This window comes from Candidatus Roseilinea sp. NK_OTU-006 (assembly GCF_012931985.1).
In the GTDB taxonomy this organism is placed as follows: Bacteria; Chloroflexota; Anaerolineae; order J036; family Brachytrichaceae; genus JAAFGM01.
The window spans coordinates 51,890-67,452 of record NZ_JAAFGM010000016.1 but is presented as its reverse complement, the minus strand read 5'-3'; the positions used below and the strand labels follow the sequence as shown (position 1 = coordinate 67,452).

The 15,563-nt window shown below is 64.6% G+C and carries 12 protein-coding genes, 1 pseudogene and 1 CRISPR repeat array; of the genes and pseudogenes, 3 read left to right on the top strand and 10 right to left on the bottom strand.

Annotated elements, in window-relative coordinates; all coding sequences use genetic code 11:
* The 3 genes and pseudogenes from cas1 to GXH28_RS09820 all read left to right on the top strand — a co-directional run.
* On the top strand, window positions 1–957 hold a 957-nt coding region (gene cas1, locus GXH28_RS09830; RefSeq protein ID WP_169238850.1), incomplete at its 5' end, for a CRISPR-associated endonuclease Cas1.
* A gap of 18 nt (window positions 958–975) precedes the next feature.
* Window positions 976–1,266: a CRISPR-associated endonuclease Cas2 gene (gene cas2 / locus GXH28_RS09825; RefSeq protein WP_169238849.1), complete on the top strand. Its 291-nt coding sequence runs from the start codon at window positions 976–978 to the stop codon at window positions 1,264–1,266.
* A gap of 303 nt (window positions 1,267–1,569) precedes the next feature.
* Window positions 1,570–4,285: a CRISPR direct-repeat array (repeat unit 36 nt; unit sequence GTCTCCACGCCTGCAAAGGCGTGGCCCCATTGAAGC).
* 350 nt (window positions 4,286–4,635) lie between these two features.
* Window positions 4,636–4,830: pseudogene (locus GXH28_RS09820) on the top strand (nucleoside deaminase); the annotation flags it as partial.
* Here the strand turns inward: GXH28_RS09820 and GXH28_RS09815 are convergent.
* From GXH28_RS09815 to GXH28_RS09770, 10 genes are all read right to left on the bottom strand, one after another.
* On the bottom strand, window positions 4,824–5,963 hold the full coding sequence (locus tag GXH28_RS09815; protein WP_169238848.1) for an amidohydrolase family protein: 1,140 nt from the start codon (window positions 5,961–5,963) through the stop codon (window positions 4,824–4,826). The pseudogene GXH28_RS09820 and the gene GXH28_RS09815 overlap by 7 nt on opposite strands.
* A gap of 46 nt (window positions 5,964–6,009) precedes the next feature.
* A complete protein-coding gene (locus GXH28_RS09810; protein WP_169238847.1) occupies window positions 6,010–7,356 on the bottom strand; it encodes a glutamine synthetase family protein in 1,347 nt (448 codons plus the stop codon).
* 88 nt (window positions 7,357–7,444) lie between these two features.
* Window positions 7,445–8,635, bottom strand: coding sequence for an ABC transporter substrate-binding protein (locus GXH28_RS09805; protein WP_169238846.1), 1,191 nt, complete (start codon window positions 8,633–8,635; stop codon window positions 7,445–7,447).
* A gap of 543 nt (window positions 8,636–9,178) precedes the next feature.
* Window positions 9,179–10,222, bottom strand: coding sequence for a branched-chain amino acid ABC transporter permease (locus GXH28_RS09800; protein ID WP_169238845.1), 1,044 nt, complete (start codon window positions 10,220–10,222; stop codon window positions 9,179–9,181).
* Window positions 10,219–11,118, bottom strand: a complete 900-nt coding sequence (locus GXH28_RS09795) for a branched-chain amino acid ABC transporter permease (RefSeq protein ID WP_169238844.1) — start codon at window positions 11,116–11,118, stop codon at window positions 10,219–10,221. Before GXH28_RS09795 ends, GXH28_RS09800 begins: the two co-directional genes overlap by 4 nt.
* Before the next feature lie 3 nt (window positions 11,119–11,121).
* Window positions 11,122–11,826 (bottom strand): ABC transporter ATP-binding protein, encoded by a 705-nt coding sequence (locus GXH28_RS09790; RefSeq protein WP_169238843.1) that lies wholly within the window; start codon window positions 11,824–11,826, stop codon window positions 11,122–11,124.
* Window positions 11,827–11,830: 4 nt separating this feature from the next.
* The gene (locus tag GXH28_RS09785; RefSeq protein WP_169238842.1) at window positions 11,831–12,604 is read right to left on the bottom strand and encodes an ABC transporter ATP-binding protein; all 774 of its coding nucleotides are present in this window, start codon (window positions 12,602–12,604) and stop codon (window positions 11,831–11,833) included.
* Window positions 12,605–12,712: 108 nt separating this feature from the next.
* A complete protein-coding gene (locus tag GXH28_RS09780; RefSeq protein ID WP_169238841.1) occupies window positions 12,713–14,359 on the bottom strand; it encodes a GMC family oxidoreductase in 1,647 nt (548 codons plus the stop codon).
* Between the two features lie 48 nt (window positions 14,360–14,407).
* On the bottom strand, window positions 14,408–14,959 hold the full coding sequence (locus GXH28_RS09775) for a hypothetical protein (protein ID WP_169238840.1): 552 nt from the start codon (window positions 14,957–14,959) through the stop codon (window positions 14,408–14,410).
* A gap of 23 nt (window positions 14,960–14,982) precedes the next feature.
* A complete protein-coding gene (locus tag GXH28_RS09770) occupies window positions 14,983–15,462 on the bottom strand; it encodes a cupin domain-containing protein (RefSeq protein WP_169238839.1) in 480 nt (159 codons plus the stop codon).
* Window positions 15,463–15,563: the final 101 nt, after the last annotated feature.

Genomic DNA, 15,563 nt, shown 5'->3' with positions numbered 1-15,563 from the left:
TTCGAGGTCTGGCTCAAAGACGAGCGCCTGGGCGAGGCACGCATCTTCGAGACTTCGCACATCGCCCTGTTCGGCAGCGTCCAGATCACCACGCCCGCCCTGACCGAGGCGCTCGACCGCGGCATCAACGTCGCCTTCTTCTCGATGGGCGGCTGGTTCAAAGGCATGGCCCATGGCCCGGCGCACAAGAACGTCGCCCTGCGCATGGCCCAATACCGCGCCGCGTTCGACCCGGCGCGCAGCTTGGCGCTCGCCCGCAGCTTCGTCGCCGCCAAGATCCGCAACTGCCGCACGCTGCTCATGCGCAACCACGCCGACCCGCCCGCGGAAGCGATCGCATCGTTGCTGCAACTGAGCAAGGACGCGCAAGCCGCGCCCGGCCTGCCGGCGCTGCTCGGCATCGAAGGCAACGCCGGACGCATCTACTTTGGCGCGTTCGCCGGCATGCTCAAGCCACGCCATGCGCCGTCCGACGACGCCATGTGGCGGTTCGACTTCGAGGGGCGCAACCGCCGCCCACCGCGCGACCCGGTGAACGCGCTGCTCTCGTTCGCCTACAGCATGCTGGTGAAGGAATTGGCAGTCACCGCGCAGGTGATCGGCTTCGACCCGTATCTGGGCTTTTACCACCAGCCACACTACGGCCGGCCGGCGTTGGCGTTGGATGTGATGGAAGAATTTCGCCCGCTGGTGGCCGACTCGGTCGTGCTGACCGCCGTGAACACCGGCGTGATCTCGCCCGACGATTTCGTCGCCTCCGGCCCGGCGGTCGCCCTGACGTCGGCCGGCCGCAAAAAGTTCATCCAGGCGTTTGAGAGCCGGCTCAGCTCGGAGATCACCCACCCGATCTTCGGCTATCGCATCAGCTACCGGCGGGTGCTGGAAGTGCAACTGCGCCTGCTGGGGCGCGCCCTGTCCGGCGAGATCGCCGACTATCCGGCCTTTACCACGCGCTGAACTCGCCGGAGGCAAACGATGCGCACCCTCTACATCGTGACCTACGACATCGCCGATGATCGGCGCTGGCGCAAAGTGTTCAAGCTGATGTACGGATACGGCGACCGCCTGCAATACTCCGTGTTCCGGTGTGCGTTGTCCGACCGCGAGCGGGTGATGCTCATGGAGAAGCTGGCGCGCGCGATCCACCACACCGAAGATCAAGTGCTGTTCTTTCCACTCGGGCCGGTGGGCGGTGTAGATGAACAACGCATCTACGCAGTGGGTCGGGTCTACCCACCGCTGCGCCAGGGCGCCGTTATCGTCTGAGGCGCCGAGGCGAGGCACTTTACCAACCGAATAATCATCGTTCATAGGCGACGTTCCGGCTGCGAGCGGCGCGGTGGCGCGCCACTGCCGGGGGATCGCTCGCACGCGATGCCTTCATTAGCTTGTGAAGAGCACGACTCACCGCAGCCATGTTCCCCGGACGTGGGTGATGCACTGCTCGAACGGTAGGAATTGCAGCATCCGATGGAGTCGGAAAGTGTCTTCGTTGCGCGGCCAACTGCTCCCACAATCGTGGGGTGTCGCCCGTTGGATGCACGAATGTCTCCCACTTCGAGTGATGCAGTCTCCACGCCTGCAAAGGCGTGGCCCCATTGAAGCAAAATGCTCAGTTTAAACCCTCGTATCATGCGAAGTGGTCTCCACGCCTGCAAAGGCGTGGCCCCATTGAAGCCACTTCTCCGCCTTACTACAATGCTCGCCCTGAATATGTCTCCACGCCTGCAAAGGCGTGGCCCCATTGAAGCCTCTCCAGTTGCGGAAAGCCCGCTCCAGGTCCCGGAAGTCTCCACGCCTGCAAAGGCGTGGCCCCATTGAAGCAGCAACGGCGCATCGATCCCCACCGGCGGGCCTGCGTGGTCTCCACGCCTGCAAAGGCGTGGCCCCATTGAAGCCAGGATTGGGCGTTGGCCGATGAGGATGGCTGGACGTCTCCACGCCTGCAAAGGCGTGGCCCCATTGAAGCAAGTCCGGCGGCAAATGTCCATGCTTCGCTGCGACGGTCTCCACGCCTGCAAAGGCGTGGCCCCATTGAAGCGAGCGGTGGGAGTTGGCCGATAAGGACGGCGAGACGGTCTCCACGCCTGCAAAGGCGTGGCCCCATTGAAGCGCCGCTTCGTGCGCCACCGTCCGGCCCCACTTGTCGGGTCTCCACGCCTGCAAAGGCGTGGCCCCATTGAAGCGCACAACGGCGAACGTTTCAAGTCCTACCTGACCAGGTCTCCACGCCTGCAAAGGCGTGGCCCCATTGAAGCATGACGAGATGCGCTTTGCCGTTCATCGCGGGGTCGGTCTCCACGCCTGCAAAGGCGTGGCCCCATTGAAGCGTGTTTACGGGGATAGACAAGGTGTGCGTGTTGCAGCGGTCTCCACGCCTGCAAAGGCGTGGCCCCATTGAAGCTAAACGACTTCCTGCGCCAAACCTCCACCCGGCTCGGTCTCCACGCCTGCAAAGGCGTGGCCCCATTGAAGCAACTGTCTCGCCATCCTCTAGCCATTCCTTGATGAGTCTCCACGCCTGCAAAGGCGTGGCCCCATTGAAGCCTTGGGCATGACACGACTATCTCAAAGTGATAAGCGGTCTCCACGCCTGCAAAGGCGTGGCCCCATTGAAGCATAGTTGGGGCGAGAAGGTGATGAAGGTCTGCCGGGAGTCTCCACGCCTGCAAAGGCGTGGCCCCATTGAAGCTGACCTCGTGGTCAACCGAAAGCCCTTCGCGATCAGTCTCCACGCCTGCAAAGGCGTGGCCCCATTGAAGCCTACACCGTGGACGGGAAGCCGCTTGGCGAGAAGAAGTCTCCACGCCTGCAAAGGCGTGGCCCCATTGAAGCCCGATGCGGGGCAGCTGCACGCGCCGGGGCGTCACCCGTCTCCACGCCTGCAAAGGCGTGGCCCCATTGAAGCGCGAGCAGGCCGAGAAGCCCGGCATCTGCGACAGCACGTCTCCACGCCTGCAAAGGCGTGGCCCCATTGAAGCGCTTTCGCGAGCCGGGTGGGGGTTTGACGCAGGAAGGTCTCCACGCCTGCAAAGGCGTGGCCCCATTGAAGCGCCAATGCGGGAGCGCTGGGCTTCAGCACAGGCGCTGGTCTCCACGCCTGCAAAGGCGTGGCCCCATTGAAGCAAACCACGCGCGCAGCAACACCACGCGCTTGGCGGGTCTCCACGCCTGCAAAGGCGTGGCCCCATTGAAGCTGCCGACTCCTGCGCAACACGCAACGGAGATAACCCGGTCTCCACGCCTGCAAAGGCGTGGCCCCATTGAAGCCCGACTCGCGTGTGCACAGCATTGTTGCAGACTTGGTCTCCACGCCTGCAAAGGCGTGGCCCCATTGAAGCTCCCGTGGCCACCAGTTTTAGTTTCATCACGAGCGACGTCTCCACGCCTGCAAAGGCGTGGCCCCATTGAAGCGTACTCTTCTGCTTGCGCTTCAAGCGAACGCGCGCGGGTCTCCACGCCTGCAAAGGCGTGGCCCCATTGAAGCTTGATCAGGCGCCTCAACTCGCCTTCGGCAGCGAGCGGTCTCCACGCCTGCAAAGGCGTGGCCCCATTGAAGCATGTACGTGATGCGTGACGCGCGATTGCACGCTTCACGTCTCCACGCCTGCAAAGGCGTGGCCCCATTGAAGCCGATTCGAAAAGCGTGCGGTAGTGCTGGATGGCCAGGGTCTCCACGCCTGCAAAGGCGTGGCCCCATTGAAGCTGCGCCGCCTACCAAAAAGACGTCGGGCGGAAGAAGTCTCCACGCCTGCAAAGGCGTGGCCCCATTGAAGCTTTTGCGTCGCCTTTTCGTCCGGCGTCGGAATCAAGGTCTCCACGCCTGCAAAGGCGTGGCCCCATTGAAGCTCGTCGGTGCCCAGCACCAGAACTCGCCAAAGCAAGGTCTCCACGCCTGCAAAGGCGTGGCCCCATTGAAGCCATTGGGCAACGTCGTGGCGAACGTGGCCATGTCAGGTCTCCACGCCTGCAAAGGCGTGGCCCCATTGAAGCTATGTCGTGCTTTCTGCTTTGGTGCAGCAGTTGGTGCACGTCTCCACGCCTGCAAAGGCGTGGCCCCATTGAAGCGGCGAGACGGATTTTCTAGTTCTTGTGCGCTCGGCTGGTCTCCACGCCTGCAAAGGCGTGGCCCCATTGAAGCACCGCACACCGCTGCACGCTGCCTGCCGCCGCGCCGTCTCCACGCCTGCAAAGGCGTGGCCCCATTGAAGCGCCGATAAGAAAGGTCGGACGGTGGCGCATGTCGCAGGTTTCCACGCCTAACAAGGCGTGGCCCCACTGAAGCGCCGATAAGAAAGGTCGGACGGTGGCGCATGAAGCAGGTTTCCACGCCTAACAAAAGGCGTGGCCCCATTGAAGCATCCTCTGTGGTCCGGTGCTAAAAGCACCGGACCACAGGTTTCCACGCCTTGTTAGGCGTGGCCCCATTGAAGCCCGACGGCGCAACAGCGTGCAATGCCAGCGCTGTTGGGCTTCCGGTTGGTGTTCGGCGAGTAGGCGGCGCTCCCGCGCATTCCCCCGCTCGCGCCCTTGAATCTGCTACCCGAGGCGCCCAGCCTCGGCGCCATCCTGAACCGACATCGGCTCACTCGTGCGACCTTACTCGTCGTGGTGCCGTTGGCGACGAGGACGATGATGGACGAGTTCATGCAAGCGGCAATCGAGGAAGCCTGCCGTGGGCTGGCTGAGGGCGGCATTCCGATCGGCTTGGTGTTGGTCATTGACGGCAAGAGCGTAGGATGCGGGCACAACCGACGCGCGCAGAAGGGCAGTGCTGTCTTGCACGCCGAGCGGCTTGCCCCCTCGCGATGCGGCGTGTTGGCCTACGCCGGCCCAATGTGCTCTTGGCCAAAGTAAAGCCGCGCCGCGTTGCGGTGCAAGATGTCCAGCGCGGCAGCGTCCGCTTCGGCTGCCGAGAGGTCGCCGTCGGCGATTGTTTGGGAGAGCACGTCGGCGATGATCTCCCGCCCGCAACGCGCGCCCAAGTAGAACGTTTCTGGGATAAGGTGGGCGTCGGTGGAGAACATGATCTTGCTGAGCGGCGCCAACTCCAGCGCAGCGCGCACAGCAAAGCGCATGCCCGCTCGGCTGAGATAGGGCAGCGCCAAGCCAAGGTCGAGGTAAGCATTCGGATAGACTGCCGCCAAGTAGCCGGCCTCGCGGGTGAAAGGATAGCTGGCGTGCAGCAGCACGACCGGCGCACCACGAAAGGGGGCGTGCTCGAAGAGCGGGCGCAGATGTAGGGGATTAGCCATGCGCAGGTCGAGGTCAGGATCGCCGAAGCCGGTGTGGAATTGCACCGGCACGCCATCGCGCGCCGCGATGATCATCATCGTCCACACCAGCCAGTGGTTGAGCGGGGGATGCGCTATGCGCACCGGAAGGCCGCGTTCGGCCTGGGCGCGCAGTTCGCCAAAGCATTGCTGCGCAGCATCCTCTTCTGGCGGCGCGATGCCCAGGCCGGTGCGGTAGGCGATGATGCTTTTGAAGCCGACCACGTCGGAGCCGCGCGCTTCCAGGGCCGCGCGGAAGGCCTCTGCGAACATGGGCCAACGCGCGTGTTGGGCGATCAATTGCGCGGCCAGGTGTTCGATGCGGATGAAGCGATAGGTGGGTGCGAAGCGGTTGTGCCAGGCGGTGGGCATGATGCGATCGGGCATGAAGCCATCGTCCAACAGCAGTGCTGCGAACCCCCCGGCATCGAACAGGGTCTGTGCGATTTGCTCGTAGCCTAGCTGCTCGCGAGCGTCCAGCAATCCTTCCAGCGTCGGCGCGCAGTCGAGCGCCTCGGCGAGCTGGCGCAGGCTGCGTTTGAAGAACAGGGTTTCGCGCACGTGCTGCGAAACGATCTCTTGGGCATAGCCTTCGGTGAAGGCGGCGGTGAGCGTGAAGCCGGCCATGGCCTCCGGCGTCAGCAGGTTGTGCGCGTGATGATCGAGGATGCGAATGTGGGTGAGGTCCATCGGGAGCGAGGGTGATGTTGCGCGTGGGGCGCTGCCCCACGCGCGATCAGTAGCGCTCTAACAGCAATTGCACCTCTTCTGCATGGGGCAGGTCTTTCATCGCCTCCCATTCGGCGCGGCGCACGGCGAGATATGAGCGGGCCAGCGCGTCGCCCAGGGCATCGAGCAACACAGCGTCTTGTTCCAGCGCAGCAATCGCTTCGCCCGACGTGGCGGGGAGTTGACGGATGCCGCGCGCTGCGCGTTCCGCCTCCGATAGATCGGCCGGATCGCCGTTGACTGGCTCGCCGAGCGTCATGCCTTTCGCCAAGCCGTCTACGCCGGCGGCGATCACTGCGCCGAGCGACAGGTAGGGGTTGGCGGTGGCGTCAGAGGTCTTCAGCTCCACGTTGGTGATGGGCTGGCCGGCAGCGGGCTGTGGCGCGCGCAGCGCCGCCTCGCGATTGCCGATGCCCCAACAGGTGTACGCGCCGCTCCAAAAGCGCGGGCGGATGCGCTTGAAGCTGTTGGTGCTGGGGGTAGTCAACGCCATCAGCGCGGGGAGGTGATGCAGGACGCCGGCCATGAACGCGCGCATCTCGGCAGTGAGCACGTGCGGCCGGTCCGGTTCAACCACGATGCTGCGCCCGTTGCGTTGCAGGCTGAAGTGCAGGTGCGCGCCGTTGCCGGCTTTATCGGGATAGATCTTGGGGACGAACGAGGCCAGCGCGCCGTGTTGGCGTGCCACACCCTTCACCGTCTCGCGAAAGATGATCTGGTTGTCGGCGGCGCGCAGCGCATCGGCATAGCGCACCGGCAGCTCGAACTGGCCGGGGCCGGATTCGGGGTAGGCCATCTCCACCTGCAGCCCTTGCGCCTCCAGTGCGTCGGTGATGGCGTTGATGATGGGCGTGGCCTGATCAAGCGCCCACGTCTGGCAAAAGACCGTGGTGTCGAAGGGCTGGGGGCCGCTTTCTGAGGGGCGCAACAGCGAGAACTCGTTCTCGAAGGCGGCGAAGATGTGCACGCCGTGATCGGCAGCGCGGGCGATCATGCGGCGGAGAAAGCTGCGTGGGCAATGCGCCCAAGGCTGCTCGCCGTCGTAGATATCGGTGAGCACGCGGGCATGACCGGGAGCATAGGGCAGCGCAGCGAAGGTGCTCCAATCGGCGCGCATGTGCGCCTCGCCGGCCGGCGTGAGGCCGCTGCCCGGCGCGAGCGCGTCGTACATTACCGGCAGCGCTTGCTGCGCAGCCGCGATGCCCACGCCTTCGCCGTGTAAGTAGCTCTCGATGAAGGTGGTGCGCACGGCTTTGGCGCGGATCACGTTGGCGTTGTCGCACCAGATAAAGCGCACGAAGCGCACGTTGTGGGCCTGGATGCGGGTGAGGATCTCGCGAGCGGAAGAAGTCATCGTTGTCATCACGCACAAAAGGTTCGCGGGCGTGATCGCGCACGCCCGCGAATGTCCGTAATGCGGTCGAGGCGGGCGAGGCGGTGTGCTACGGCTTGATCTCCTTGACGAAGGAGTACTTGCCGTCCTGCACCTTGATGATGGTGACCGACTTATCGGGCTTGCGCTTGCCTTCCGTGTAGGTGATCTGGCCGGTGACGGCGTTGAAGCCTTGCGTAGCGGCCAGCGCATCGCGGATGGCCTTCGGGTCGGTCGAGCCGGCGCGCTTAATGGCATCGGCGATCAGGTTGAGGGTGTCATATCCCAATGCGGCGAAGGCGTTCTCCGGCGCGCGGCCGTACTCTTCGGTGTAGGCCTTGACGAAGTTCTGCACCTTCGGGTCGGGGTTGTCCAAGCCGGCATGGGTGGAGTAGTACACGTCGTCGGCGTTCTCGCCGGCCACCTCGGCGATCAGCGGCGTGTCGAAGCCATCGCCGGAGATGATCGGCTGCGTCAGGCCGGCCTCGCGGAACTGCTTCGTCGTGATCCCGGCTTCGCTGGGCACGGCCGAGATGAACAGCACGTCCGGCTGCGGGCTGAGCGCTTTCACCTTGGCGATCTGGGCCGAGAAGTCGGTGTCGCCGGACTTGTAGATGTCTTCGAGCACGATCGTGCCGCCGCGGCCGGTGAAGCGCTCCTTGAAGAACTTGGCCAGCGCGGTGGTGAAGTCGTAGGCTTGATCCACCAGCATGTAGGCCGTCTTTGCGCCGAGGTCGTCAATAGCGTAATCGGCGATGGCGTAAGCCTGAGCGTCGTCGCCAAACGGCGCCATGAAGAAGAAGTCGCCGACTTGCTCCGGCAACGTCGGCAGGGTAGCGCCCGCGGTGACGAAGGGGATGCCGGCCTGTTGTGCGATTGGCCCGGCGGCCAGCGCGAAGGTGGAGTCGTTCAACCCGCCGATAGCGACAACCTTGTGCACGTTGATCATTTCGGAGGCGGCGTTCGTGGTGGCGGTCTGGTCGGTCTTACCGTCAATGGCGATCAGCTCGATCTGCTTGCCGAGCACGCCACCGGCCGCGTTGATCTGCTTGGCGGCCAGCTTCATGCCGTTCATGCCCGGCGCATCTATCGAGGACATGCCGCCGGTCACGCCGTAGAGCGCGCCGATCTTAATCGTTTCCGCCGCGGGTGGTTGTGGAGCTGCGGGTCGGGCAGCAGGCGGGGGTGCCGCACAGGCAGCCGCCAAAAGCGACACAATGAGCGTACAGGTAAACGTACATATGCGAGATGTGCGGGACATAGTGCTTTCTCCTTGTTGTGTTCAAAGCTGGGCGTCTCTCTGCGTCGCGGGAGGGAAGAGTGCGTCCAGCAGAAGAATTATAGGAATCGCATCATGGCGCGCAAGTGTCACGCAGGTACTGTCTCTATAAGCGAGTTTGAAGCAACGCCCCCTGATAGGCGCGAGGCAGTATCTAGGCCGGTTGCACTCACGACCACCCCATCGCCCGCTCCGGTCCCGCCGCGCGCTTGACCCCGCGCATCCCTACCAGGCGCTGCCGAATCCGCTCAACACGATCATTCGTCGCCGGCGTCTTCGCCCGACCCCGATCCCGTCCATCCCGCTCCCACCGATTCGACCGCCGCCGCGCAATCGGCGCCGGCCCCCCGCGCTGCCGACGCACCAACGGGCTAAGGAATCGCCGCCGGCGGAGGATTCGGGCGGCTGGCCTGTGGAGTGCGAAAGGCGTATGGGACTCGCACGTGCCGAGGGTCTTGCCGTTCATCACCTTTTCGAGTCGGACTGTGCAACAGGCCGCACAAGGTAGCTGACGCCGAGTCGGGATCACGCTTCGCCCGCAGCCTCGGCAGGCGCCGGTGAGGGCGCGCGTTGCGCGCCGACCCGTCCGCCCAGCACATCCGGCAACTCCCGTCGGCCCATCAAGCCTTGCGGGCGGAAGAGCATCACCGCCAGCATCATCAACGCGATGACGATCTGGCTGAGGCCGTAGAGCGGCTGGCCGCCGATGGCCAGCGTCGTCTCGACGCGGCGCAGCAGTTCCGGCAGCAGCGTCATCAGCACGGCACCGATCACCGATCCGCTGATGCTGCCCGCGCCGCCGATCACCACCATTGCGACCACGTTGAAGGTGATGAGAAAGGAGAACGACGACGGAGTGATCGCGGTGATGAGGTGCGCCCACAGCGCGCCGGCAATGCTGGCGAAGAGCGCGCCGCACACGAAGGCCAGGAGGCGCGTGCGAAAGACCGACACGCCGCGGCATGCCGCGGCCAGCTCGTCTTCGCGCACGGCCATCATCGCCCGTCCCAGCGGCGAGTGAACGATCCGCCAGATGACCGCAACGGCGACCAACATCCAGCCGTAGGCCCACAACGGTGTGGTAAACGGCGGCAAGCCACTGATGCCGCGCGCGCCGCGCGTGACCGGCTGCCAGTTCAGCGCCACCACTTGCACGATCACCATCAGCCCCAACGTGGCCACGGCCAGGTAATGCCCACGCAGGCGCAGCACCGGAATGCCCACCAGGAACGCGACCAGCGCCGCCAGGCCGGCGCCGACCAGCGCGGCGACGATGAACGGCAGCTCCGCCTGAGCGAGCCACGGCGGCAGATCGGGCATTGCCACGGCCTTGGCGCGCGCCGGCAAAGTGAGGATGGCCGACGCGTACGCGCCGATCGCCATGAAGGCCGCATGACCCAACGAGAAGTCGCCGCTGTAGCCGTTGGTCAGGTTCAGGCTGACGGCCAAGATGATGTTGATCGCAATGACCGACAACACGCGCTGGTAGTAGTCGTTCAGCGCCGATTGCGCCAGGCCGGCCAGGCCCATCACGACGACGATCAGCATCAGCGGCGCGAAGCGCTTCATGCCCGATTCACCTCGCGCGCGCCCAATAGGCCGGTCGGACGCACCAACAACACCACCAGGAGCAGCACGAACACGAACGCATCGCGGTAGCCGGATACTTCCGGCGGCGTGAAGGCGACGAAGAACACCTCGGCGAAGCCCAGCAAGTAGCCGCCCAGCATGGCGCCGGGGATGTTGCCGATCCCGCCGATCACCGCTGCAACGAACGCCTTCAGGCCGGGCACAAAGCCCGTGAACGGGTCCACCAGGCCAAACTTGCCCGACCACAACACGCCGGCGACGGCAGCCAGGCCGGCGCTGATGGCGAACGCGACGGCGATCACACGGTTGACATCCACCCCCATGAGCTGGGTGACGCGCACGTTTTCACTGCACGCGCGCATGGCGATCCCCAACGTGGTGCGCTGCACGAAGAGGGTCAGCGCAATCATCAGGGCAACGGCCAGCCCGACGATCACCACGTCCATCACCGCGAAATTGACGCCCAGCACATCCACGCGCTGCGTCAGTTCGGCGGGCAGGCGCACCGGCCGCGGTTGCGCGGTCAGCGTCATCGTGGCGCCATTCTGGATGAGCGAGCTGATGGCCAGCGACGTGATGAGCATGGCCACCTCCGGCGCGCCGCGCAGCGGGCGATAGGCCAGACGTTCGATGAGCACCCCCAACGCGCCGACGACGAGCATGGGGATGAGCAGCGCAGCCCAGGCCGGCAGCGCCAGAGCCGTCAGCACCGCCAACCCCAGATATGCGCCGAGGGTCATCATGTCCCCATGCGCGAAATTGATCAGCCGTAAGATGCCATACACCACCGTCAGGCCGATGGCGACCAGGGCATAGATGCTGCCCATGTTCAGGGCGTTGATGAATTGCTGAGCGATATACGCGGGCGTGAGCACGATTTAGCCTCCCAGATATGCAGCCTTCACGGCCGGATCGTCGGCCAGCGCGCGCGCCGGACCGCTCGCCTTGATGTAACCCGTCTCCATCACGTAGGCGCGGTCGGCCAACCGCAGCGCCTGGTAGGCGTTCTGCTCGACCAGCAGGATGGTGACGCCGTCGCGCCGCAGCGCCTCGATCACGCGGAAGATGGTCTCGACAACCATCGGCGCCAGCCCCAGCGACGGTTCATCGAGCAGCAGCAGGCGCGGCCGGCTCATCAAGGCGCGGCCGATCGCCAACATTTGCTGCTCCCCACCGCTGAGCGTGCCGGCATATTGGCCGCGTCGCTCGGCCAGGATGGGGAAGAGCGCGTACACGCGCTCCAGGTCGCGCGCTACGCCATCGCGATCGGCGCGGTGCGCCGCCGCCAAACGCAGGTTCTCGATCACGCTCAGCCGCGCGAACACCTGGCGTCCTTCCGGGCAATGCACCACGCCCAGGCGCACAATCTGATGCGCGGGCAGGTGCGTCAGATCGTGGCCTTCAAAGAGGATGCGCCCCTCGCGCGGGCGCAGCAGCCCGGAGAGCGTCGTCAGCGTGGTGGTCTTGCCGGCGCCGTTGCTGCCAATCAGCGCGACGATCTCGCCGGCGCTCACCTGGAGCGAGATCCCCTTGAGCGCGTGGATGCGCCCGTAATACACATGAAGGTCTTGCACGCTGAGCATAGGGTCAAGTGGCGACGCCGAGATAGGCTTCGAGCACGCGCGGGTCTTGTTGGATTTCCTCGGGCCGGCCTTCGGCGATCAGTCGGCCGTAGTTCAGCACTTGGATGCGCCGGCATATTCCCATCACCACGCGCATGTTGTGCTCGATCAGGATGATGGCAAGTTTGAGTTCGTCATGCAGGCGGGCGATCAGGTGCATGAGGGACTCCGCTTCGGTCGGGTTCATGCCGGCGGCCGGCTCGTCCAGCAGCAACAACTTGGGGCGTGTGGCGAGTGCGATGGCGATCTCCAACCGGCGCTGCAGGCCATAGGGCAGCGCGTCGGCCTGCGCGCCGGCGTAGTCGGCCAGGCTCAGCATCTCGAGAAGCTCGCGCGCTTGTCGCTCGAGTTGTCGCTCGCGCGCGGCAAAGCCGGGCAGGCGCAGCACAGCCTCGTGCAGGCGGTCTTTGGCGTGCGCTTGTAGGCCGATGCGCACATTGTCCAACACCGAGAGCCGGCGGAACAGGCGGATGTTCTGAAAGGTGCGCGCTACACCCGTGCGACAGATCGCATCGGGTGATGCGCGCGTGATGTCTCGACCGTCGAAGACGATTCGCCCGTGCGTGGGCGGAGTGACGCCGGTGAGCGTATTGAAGAGCGTGGTCTTCCCGGCGCCGTTCGGGCCGATCACGCCGACCAGCTCATGCGGCATCAGCTCCAGCCGATAGCCTTGCAGCGCTTGCACACCGCGAAAGGACTTCGCCAGGTCCTGCACTTGGAGGAGCGGGAGAGAAGACATGTCGCGTTGTCAAATTCAAGGGTCGGGCGTAGCGCATCGGCCAAGCCGGCAGGCAGCCGAACGGCACCGCGACGTTTTTCGCCTGTCAGCTAAGCGCTCACCGGCATTCTAATTCGGCAGCGTGCGTTTGGCGCGGCGCAGCTCGGCAAAGTTGTCCCGCAGGTGCATCGCTGCGCGCACGACCATCGCGCCGATGGTGCTGGTGGGATTGACGGCGGCGCTGGTGGGCATGGCGCTGCCGTCCATGATGTAGAGGTTGGGCACGTCCCATGTCTGGTGCCAGCGATTGCACACCGAGGTCTCCGGATCGTTGCCGATGCGGCAGGTGCCGAGCAAGTGCCACGCCGGCGGGGTGTAGCCCCGACCCGGCGTTTCAAAGCGGTTGACCTTGACGTCAAACGCGCCGATGGCTTCAGCCAGTTCAAGCGCCCGCGCGATGCCAAATTCGACGATGCGTCGGTCGTTGGGGTGGAGCGTGTAGCGCACTTTTGGGGCAGCCATGCCGCTGGAGTCCACCATCGTCTCGGAGAGCGTGACGCGATTGTCCGGCAGCGGCAGGTCTTCGCCCACGATGAGCGCGCACAGCCCATGCGCAAAGTGACGCTTGAACCAGCGGTGATGCGCCTTGCCCCACGGCGCGGCGTTGCCAGAATGCGATCCGGCAGCCTGATAGCCGGCGCCGTTCAAGCGCGCGATATGAATCGTCAGCCCGTTGATGAAGCCGCGCTTCACGTCGGTCTCGGCAAACTCGGCGCACATCATGGCCGCGGAGACGATGCCTTTGTGCGAATCCAGCGGCTCATCCACCCACATCTCCACGATGGCCAGGCCGTGGTGCATGAGAAAACGCCCCACCAGGTCGTTCGAGTTGGCCAGGCCGTTCGGGAAGCGGTTGGACTGGGAGTTCAGCAGCAGGCGCGGCGTGCCGATGCCGTTGCAGGCCAGGATGACCACATCGGCTTCCTGGATGTGGCGCGTGCCGGTGTTCAGGTCCACATAGACCACGCCTTTGGCGCGCCCGGTGCGATCCAGCTCGACGCGCTCCACACGGGCAAAGGTGCGCAGCTCGGCGCCGGCTTTGATCGCCTTCGGCCAGTGCGTCACCTGCATATCGGCCAGCGAGCCACGGTTGCAGCCGCTCTGGCAGTTGCCGCAGTTGTTGCAAGCCGGCCGACCGTCGTAGTCCTCGGCCAAAATCGCGCAGGGCATCGGCCACCAGTGCCAGCCCAGTTGGTCGAAGCCACGCGCAGCGATACGCCCTAATGGCCCGTGTGGCAGCGGGCCGGTTTGAAAGGCCTCGTGGGGCGGCATGGCGGGGTCGCCATACCAACCGCTCACGCCCACATCGCGGTCGTTGATCACGTAGTACGGCGCGAGTTCCTCGTAGGTGAACGGCCAGTCGGGCGCGTAGCCATGCTCCGTGCCTTTGCGAAAATCGGACGGGCGGAAGCGCGGCCAGGTGGCCGTGTAGTGCACGGTCGAGCCGCCGACGCCGTTCCACATCAATGGGTTCTCGTCCTGCGTGTCAACCGGATAGTCCTCCGCTCGGCGGCGCACATTGGCAGCCGTCGCCCAATTGGTCATGCGCTGCCATTCCCAATCTGGGCTGGTGTGCGGGTGATCTTCGGGTCGCGTCCACCGCCCTTGCTCTAAACAGACAACGCGCAGGCCGGCTTCGGCAAGGATCTTGGTTGCCGCCGCCCCGCCCATGCCCGACCCGACGACGACGACATCAACGCGATCGTGCTTGTTCATAGATGAGTGTTGGTAGTGTCAAATAGGGTGTCGCTGGTATCGGTAGCGTCAAAAGCGTCGTTTCGCAGGGTAACGCGGCAGTCCGCTCAGCAGTTCGGCGAGCGACGATGTGTCCACCGGTTGCATCTCCTCGGTCTTCTTATAGAAGCCGCGCTGATGCTTGGGGGCGTTGACCGCCGGATCAAAAGCCGGCATCGCGTAGCCCTGCGGCTGCGGCGCCTCGTTGTAATCGTGGCCCAGCTTGCGCACGGCGCGCACGACCGACGGGTGCTGGTAGTAGGCCAAGTAGGTTGCTGCGCGGACGAATGCGAAGAGGTCCGGCTCGTTGCGTTCCAGGCGGCGCACGACGCGCGTGCGATCCCGCGGGGCAAGATCGGCGAAAGCGCCCCCCTCATCTGCGAGTAGCTCGACCAGCCGTTCCACCGCATCGCTGCCGCGATGGGCGCGCAGGCGTTCGGCCAGTATGTGCTGCGCGCCCACCTGCGAAGCAGGCGGGAAGAGGGCATCACCGGGGAGAAGGATATCTACGAATGCCGCCAACGTCTCCGAGATGTGTCGCGGCTCCAGGGACTTCTTCGCGTTGGCTTTACGGCGCGACATAGTTCACTCCGTCAGCATCGGCGTTATTTTGCGCGCTTGCGTTTGCTCGGCTTTACGGCACCCTTGGGCAACTCGGCGTTTGCCGATGTGCCCTCGAACACTTCGTAGGGCGATGCCGTCGGCCACCGCGGCCACAGGGGCACAAACATGATGCCGCCGACCACAGCAAGCCGAATGGTCTCGTCGCCGGTGTTCCACACCCGATGGATGGTGTTGGGGCGGTTGAAGATGGCACACCCAGCCGAGAACTTGTAGCGCTTGCCGTCACTCTCGATCTCACCGGAGCCCTGGATCACATAGTACACCTCCTCGCAATTGTGGCGGTGTAACGGGGAATGGTGGCCGGGGTCAATCTCCACAATGCCCAGACACAGGGTTTTGGCGTCAAAACCGGTCTCAGGGTAAATCAATTTTAGATCGCGGACGCCACCCCCGGCTTGCTGCATGGGAGCACCCTCCAGCACTTCGCGGGGATGGATCACGACCTTGTTCCGTTTACTCATGGCTTCGTAGTTATATATGACTGTCCTACGACATGCAACCGCATTGTAGGGTGCCGTCTTGGATTCACATTCGTTACTCCGGGACAGGGCATGAGGCCATG

Coding starts and splice junctions, on each gene's coding strand:
- GXH28_RS09775 (WP_169238840.1), bottom strand. CDS start 14,959: ATGTCGCGCCGTAAAGCCAACGCGAAGAAGTCCCTGGAGCCGCGACAC.
- GXH28_RS09815 (WP_169238848.1), bottom strand. CDS start 5,963: ATGGACCTCACCCACATTCGCATCCTCGATCATCACGCGCACAACCTG.
- cas2 (WP_169238849.1), top strand. CDS start 976: ATGCGCACCCTCTACATCGTGACCTACGACATCGCCGATGATCGGCGC.
- GXH28_RS09800 (WP_169238845.1), bottom strand. CDS start 10,222: ATGAAGCGCTTCGCGCCGCTGATGCTGATCGTCGTCGTGATGGGCCTG.
- GXH28_RS09785 (WP_169238842.1), bottom strand. CDS start 12,604: ATGTCTTCTCTCCCGCTCCTCCAAGTGCAGGACCTGGCGAAGTCCTTT.
- GXH28_RS09770 (WP_169238839.1), bottom strand. CDS start 15,462: ATGAGTAAACGGAACAAGGTCGTGATCCATCCCCGCGAAGTGCTGGAG.
- GXH28_RS09780 (WP_169238841.1), bottom strand. CDS start 14,359: ATGAACAAGCACGATCGCGTTGATGTCGTCGTCGTCGGGTCGGGCATG.
- GXH28_RS09810 (WP_169238847.1), bottom strand. CDS start 7,356: ATGACTTCTTCCGCTCGCGAGATCCTCACCCGCATCCAGGCCCACAAC.
- GXH28_RS09805 (WP_169238846.1), bottom strand. CDS start 8,635: ATGTCCCGCACATCTCGCATATGTACGTTTACCTGTACGCTCATTGTG.
- GXH28_RS09790 (WP_169238843.1), bottom strand. CDS start 11,826: ATGCTCAGCGTGCAAGACCTTCATGTGTATTACGGGCGCATCCACGCG.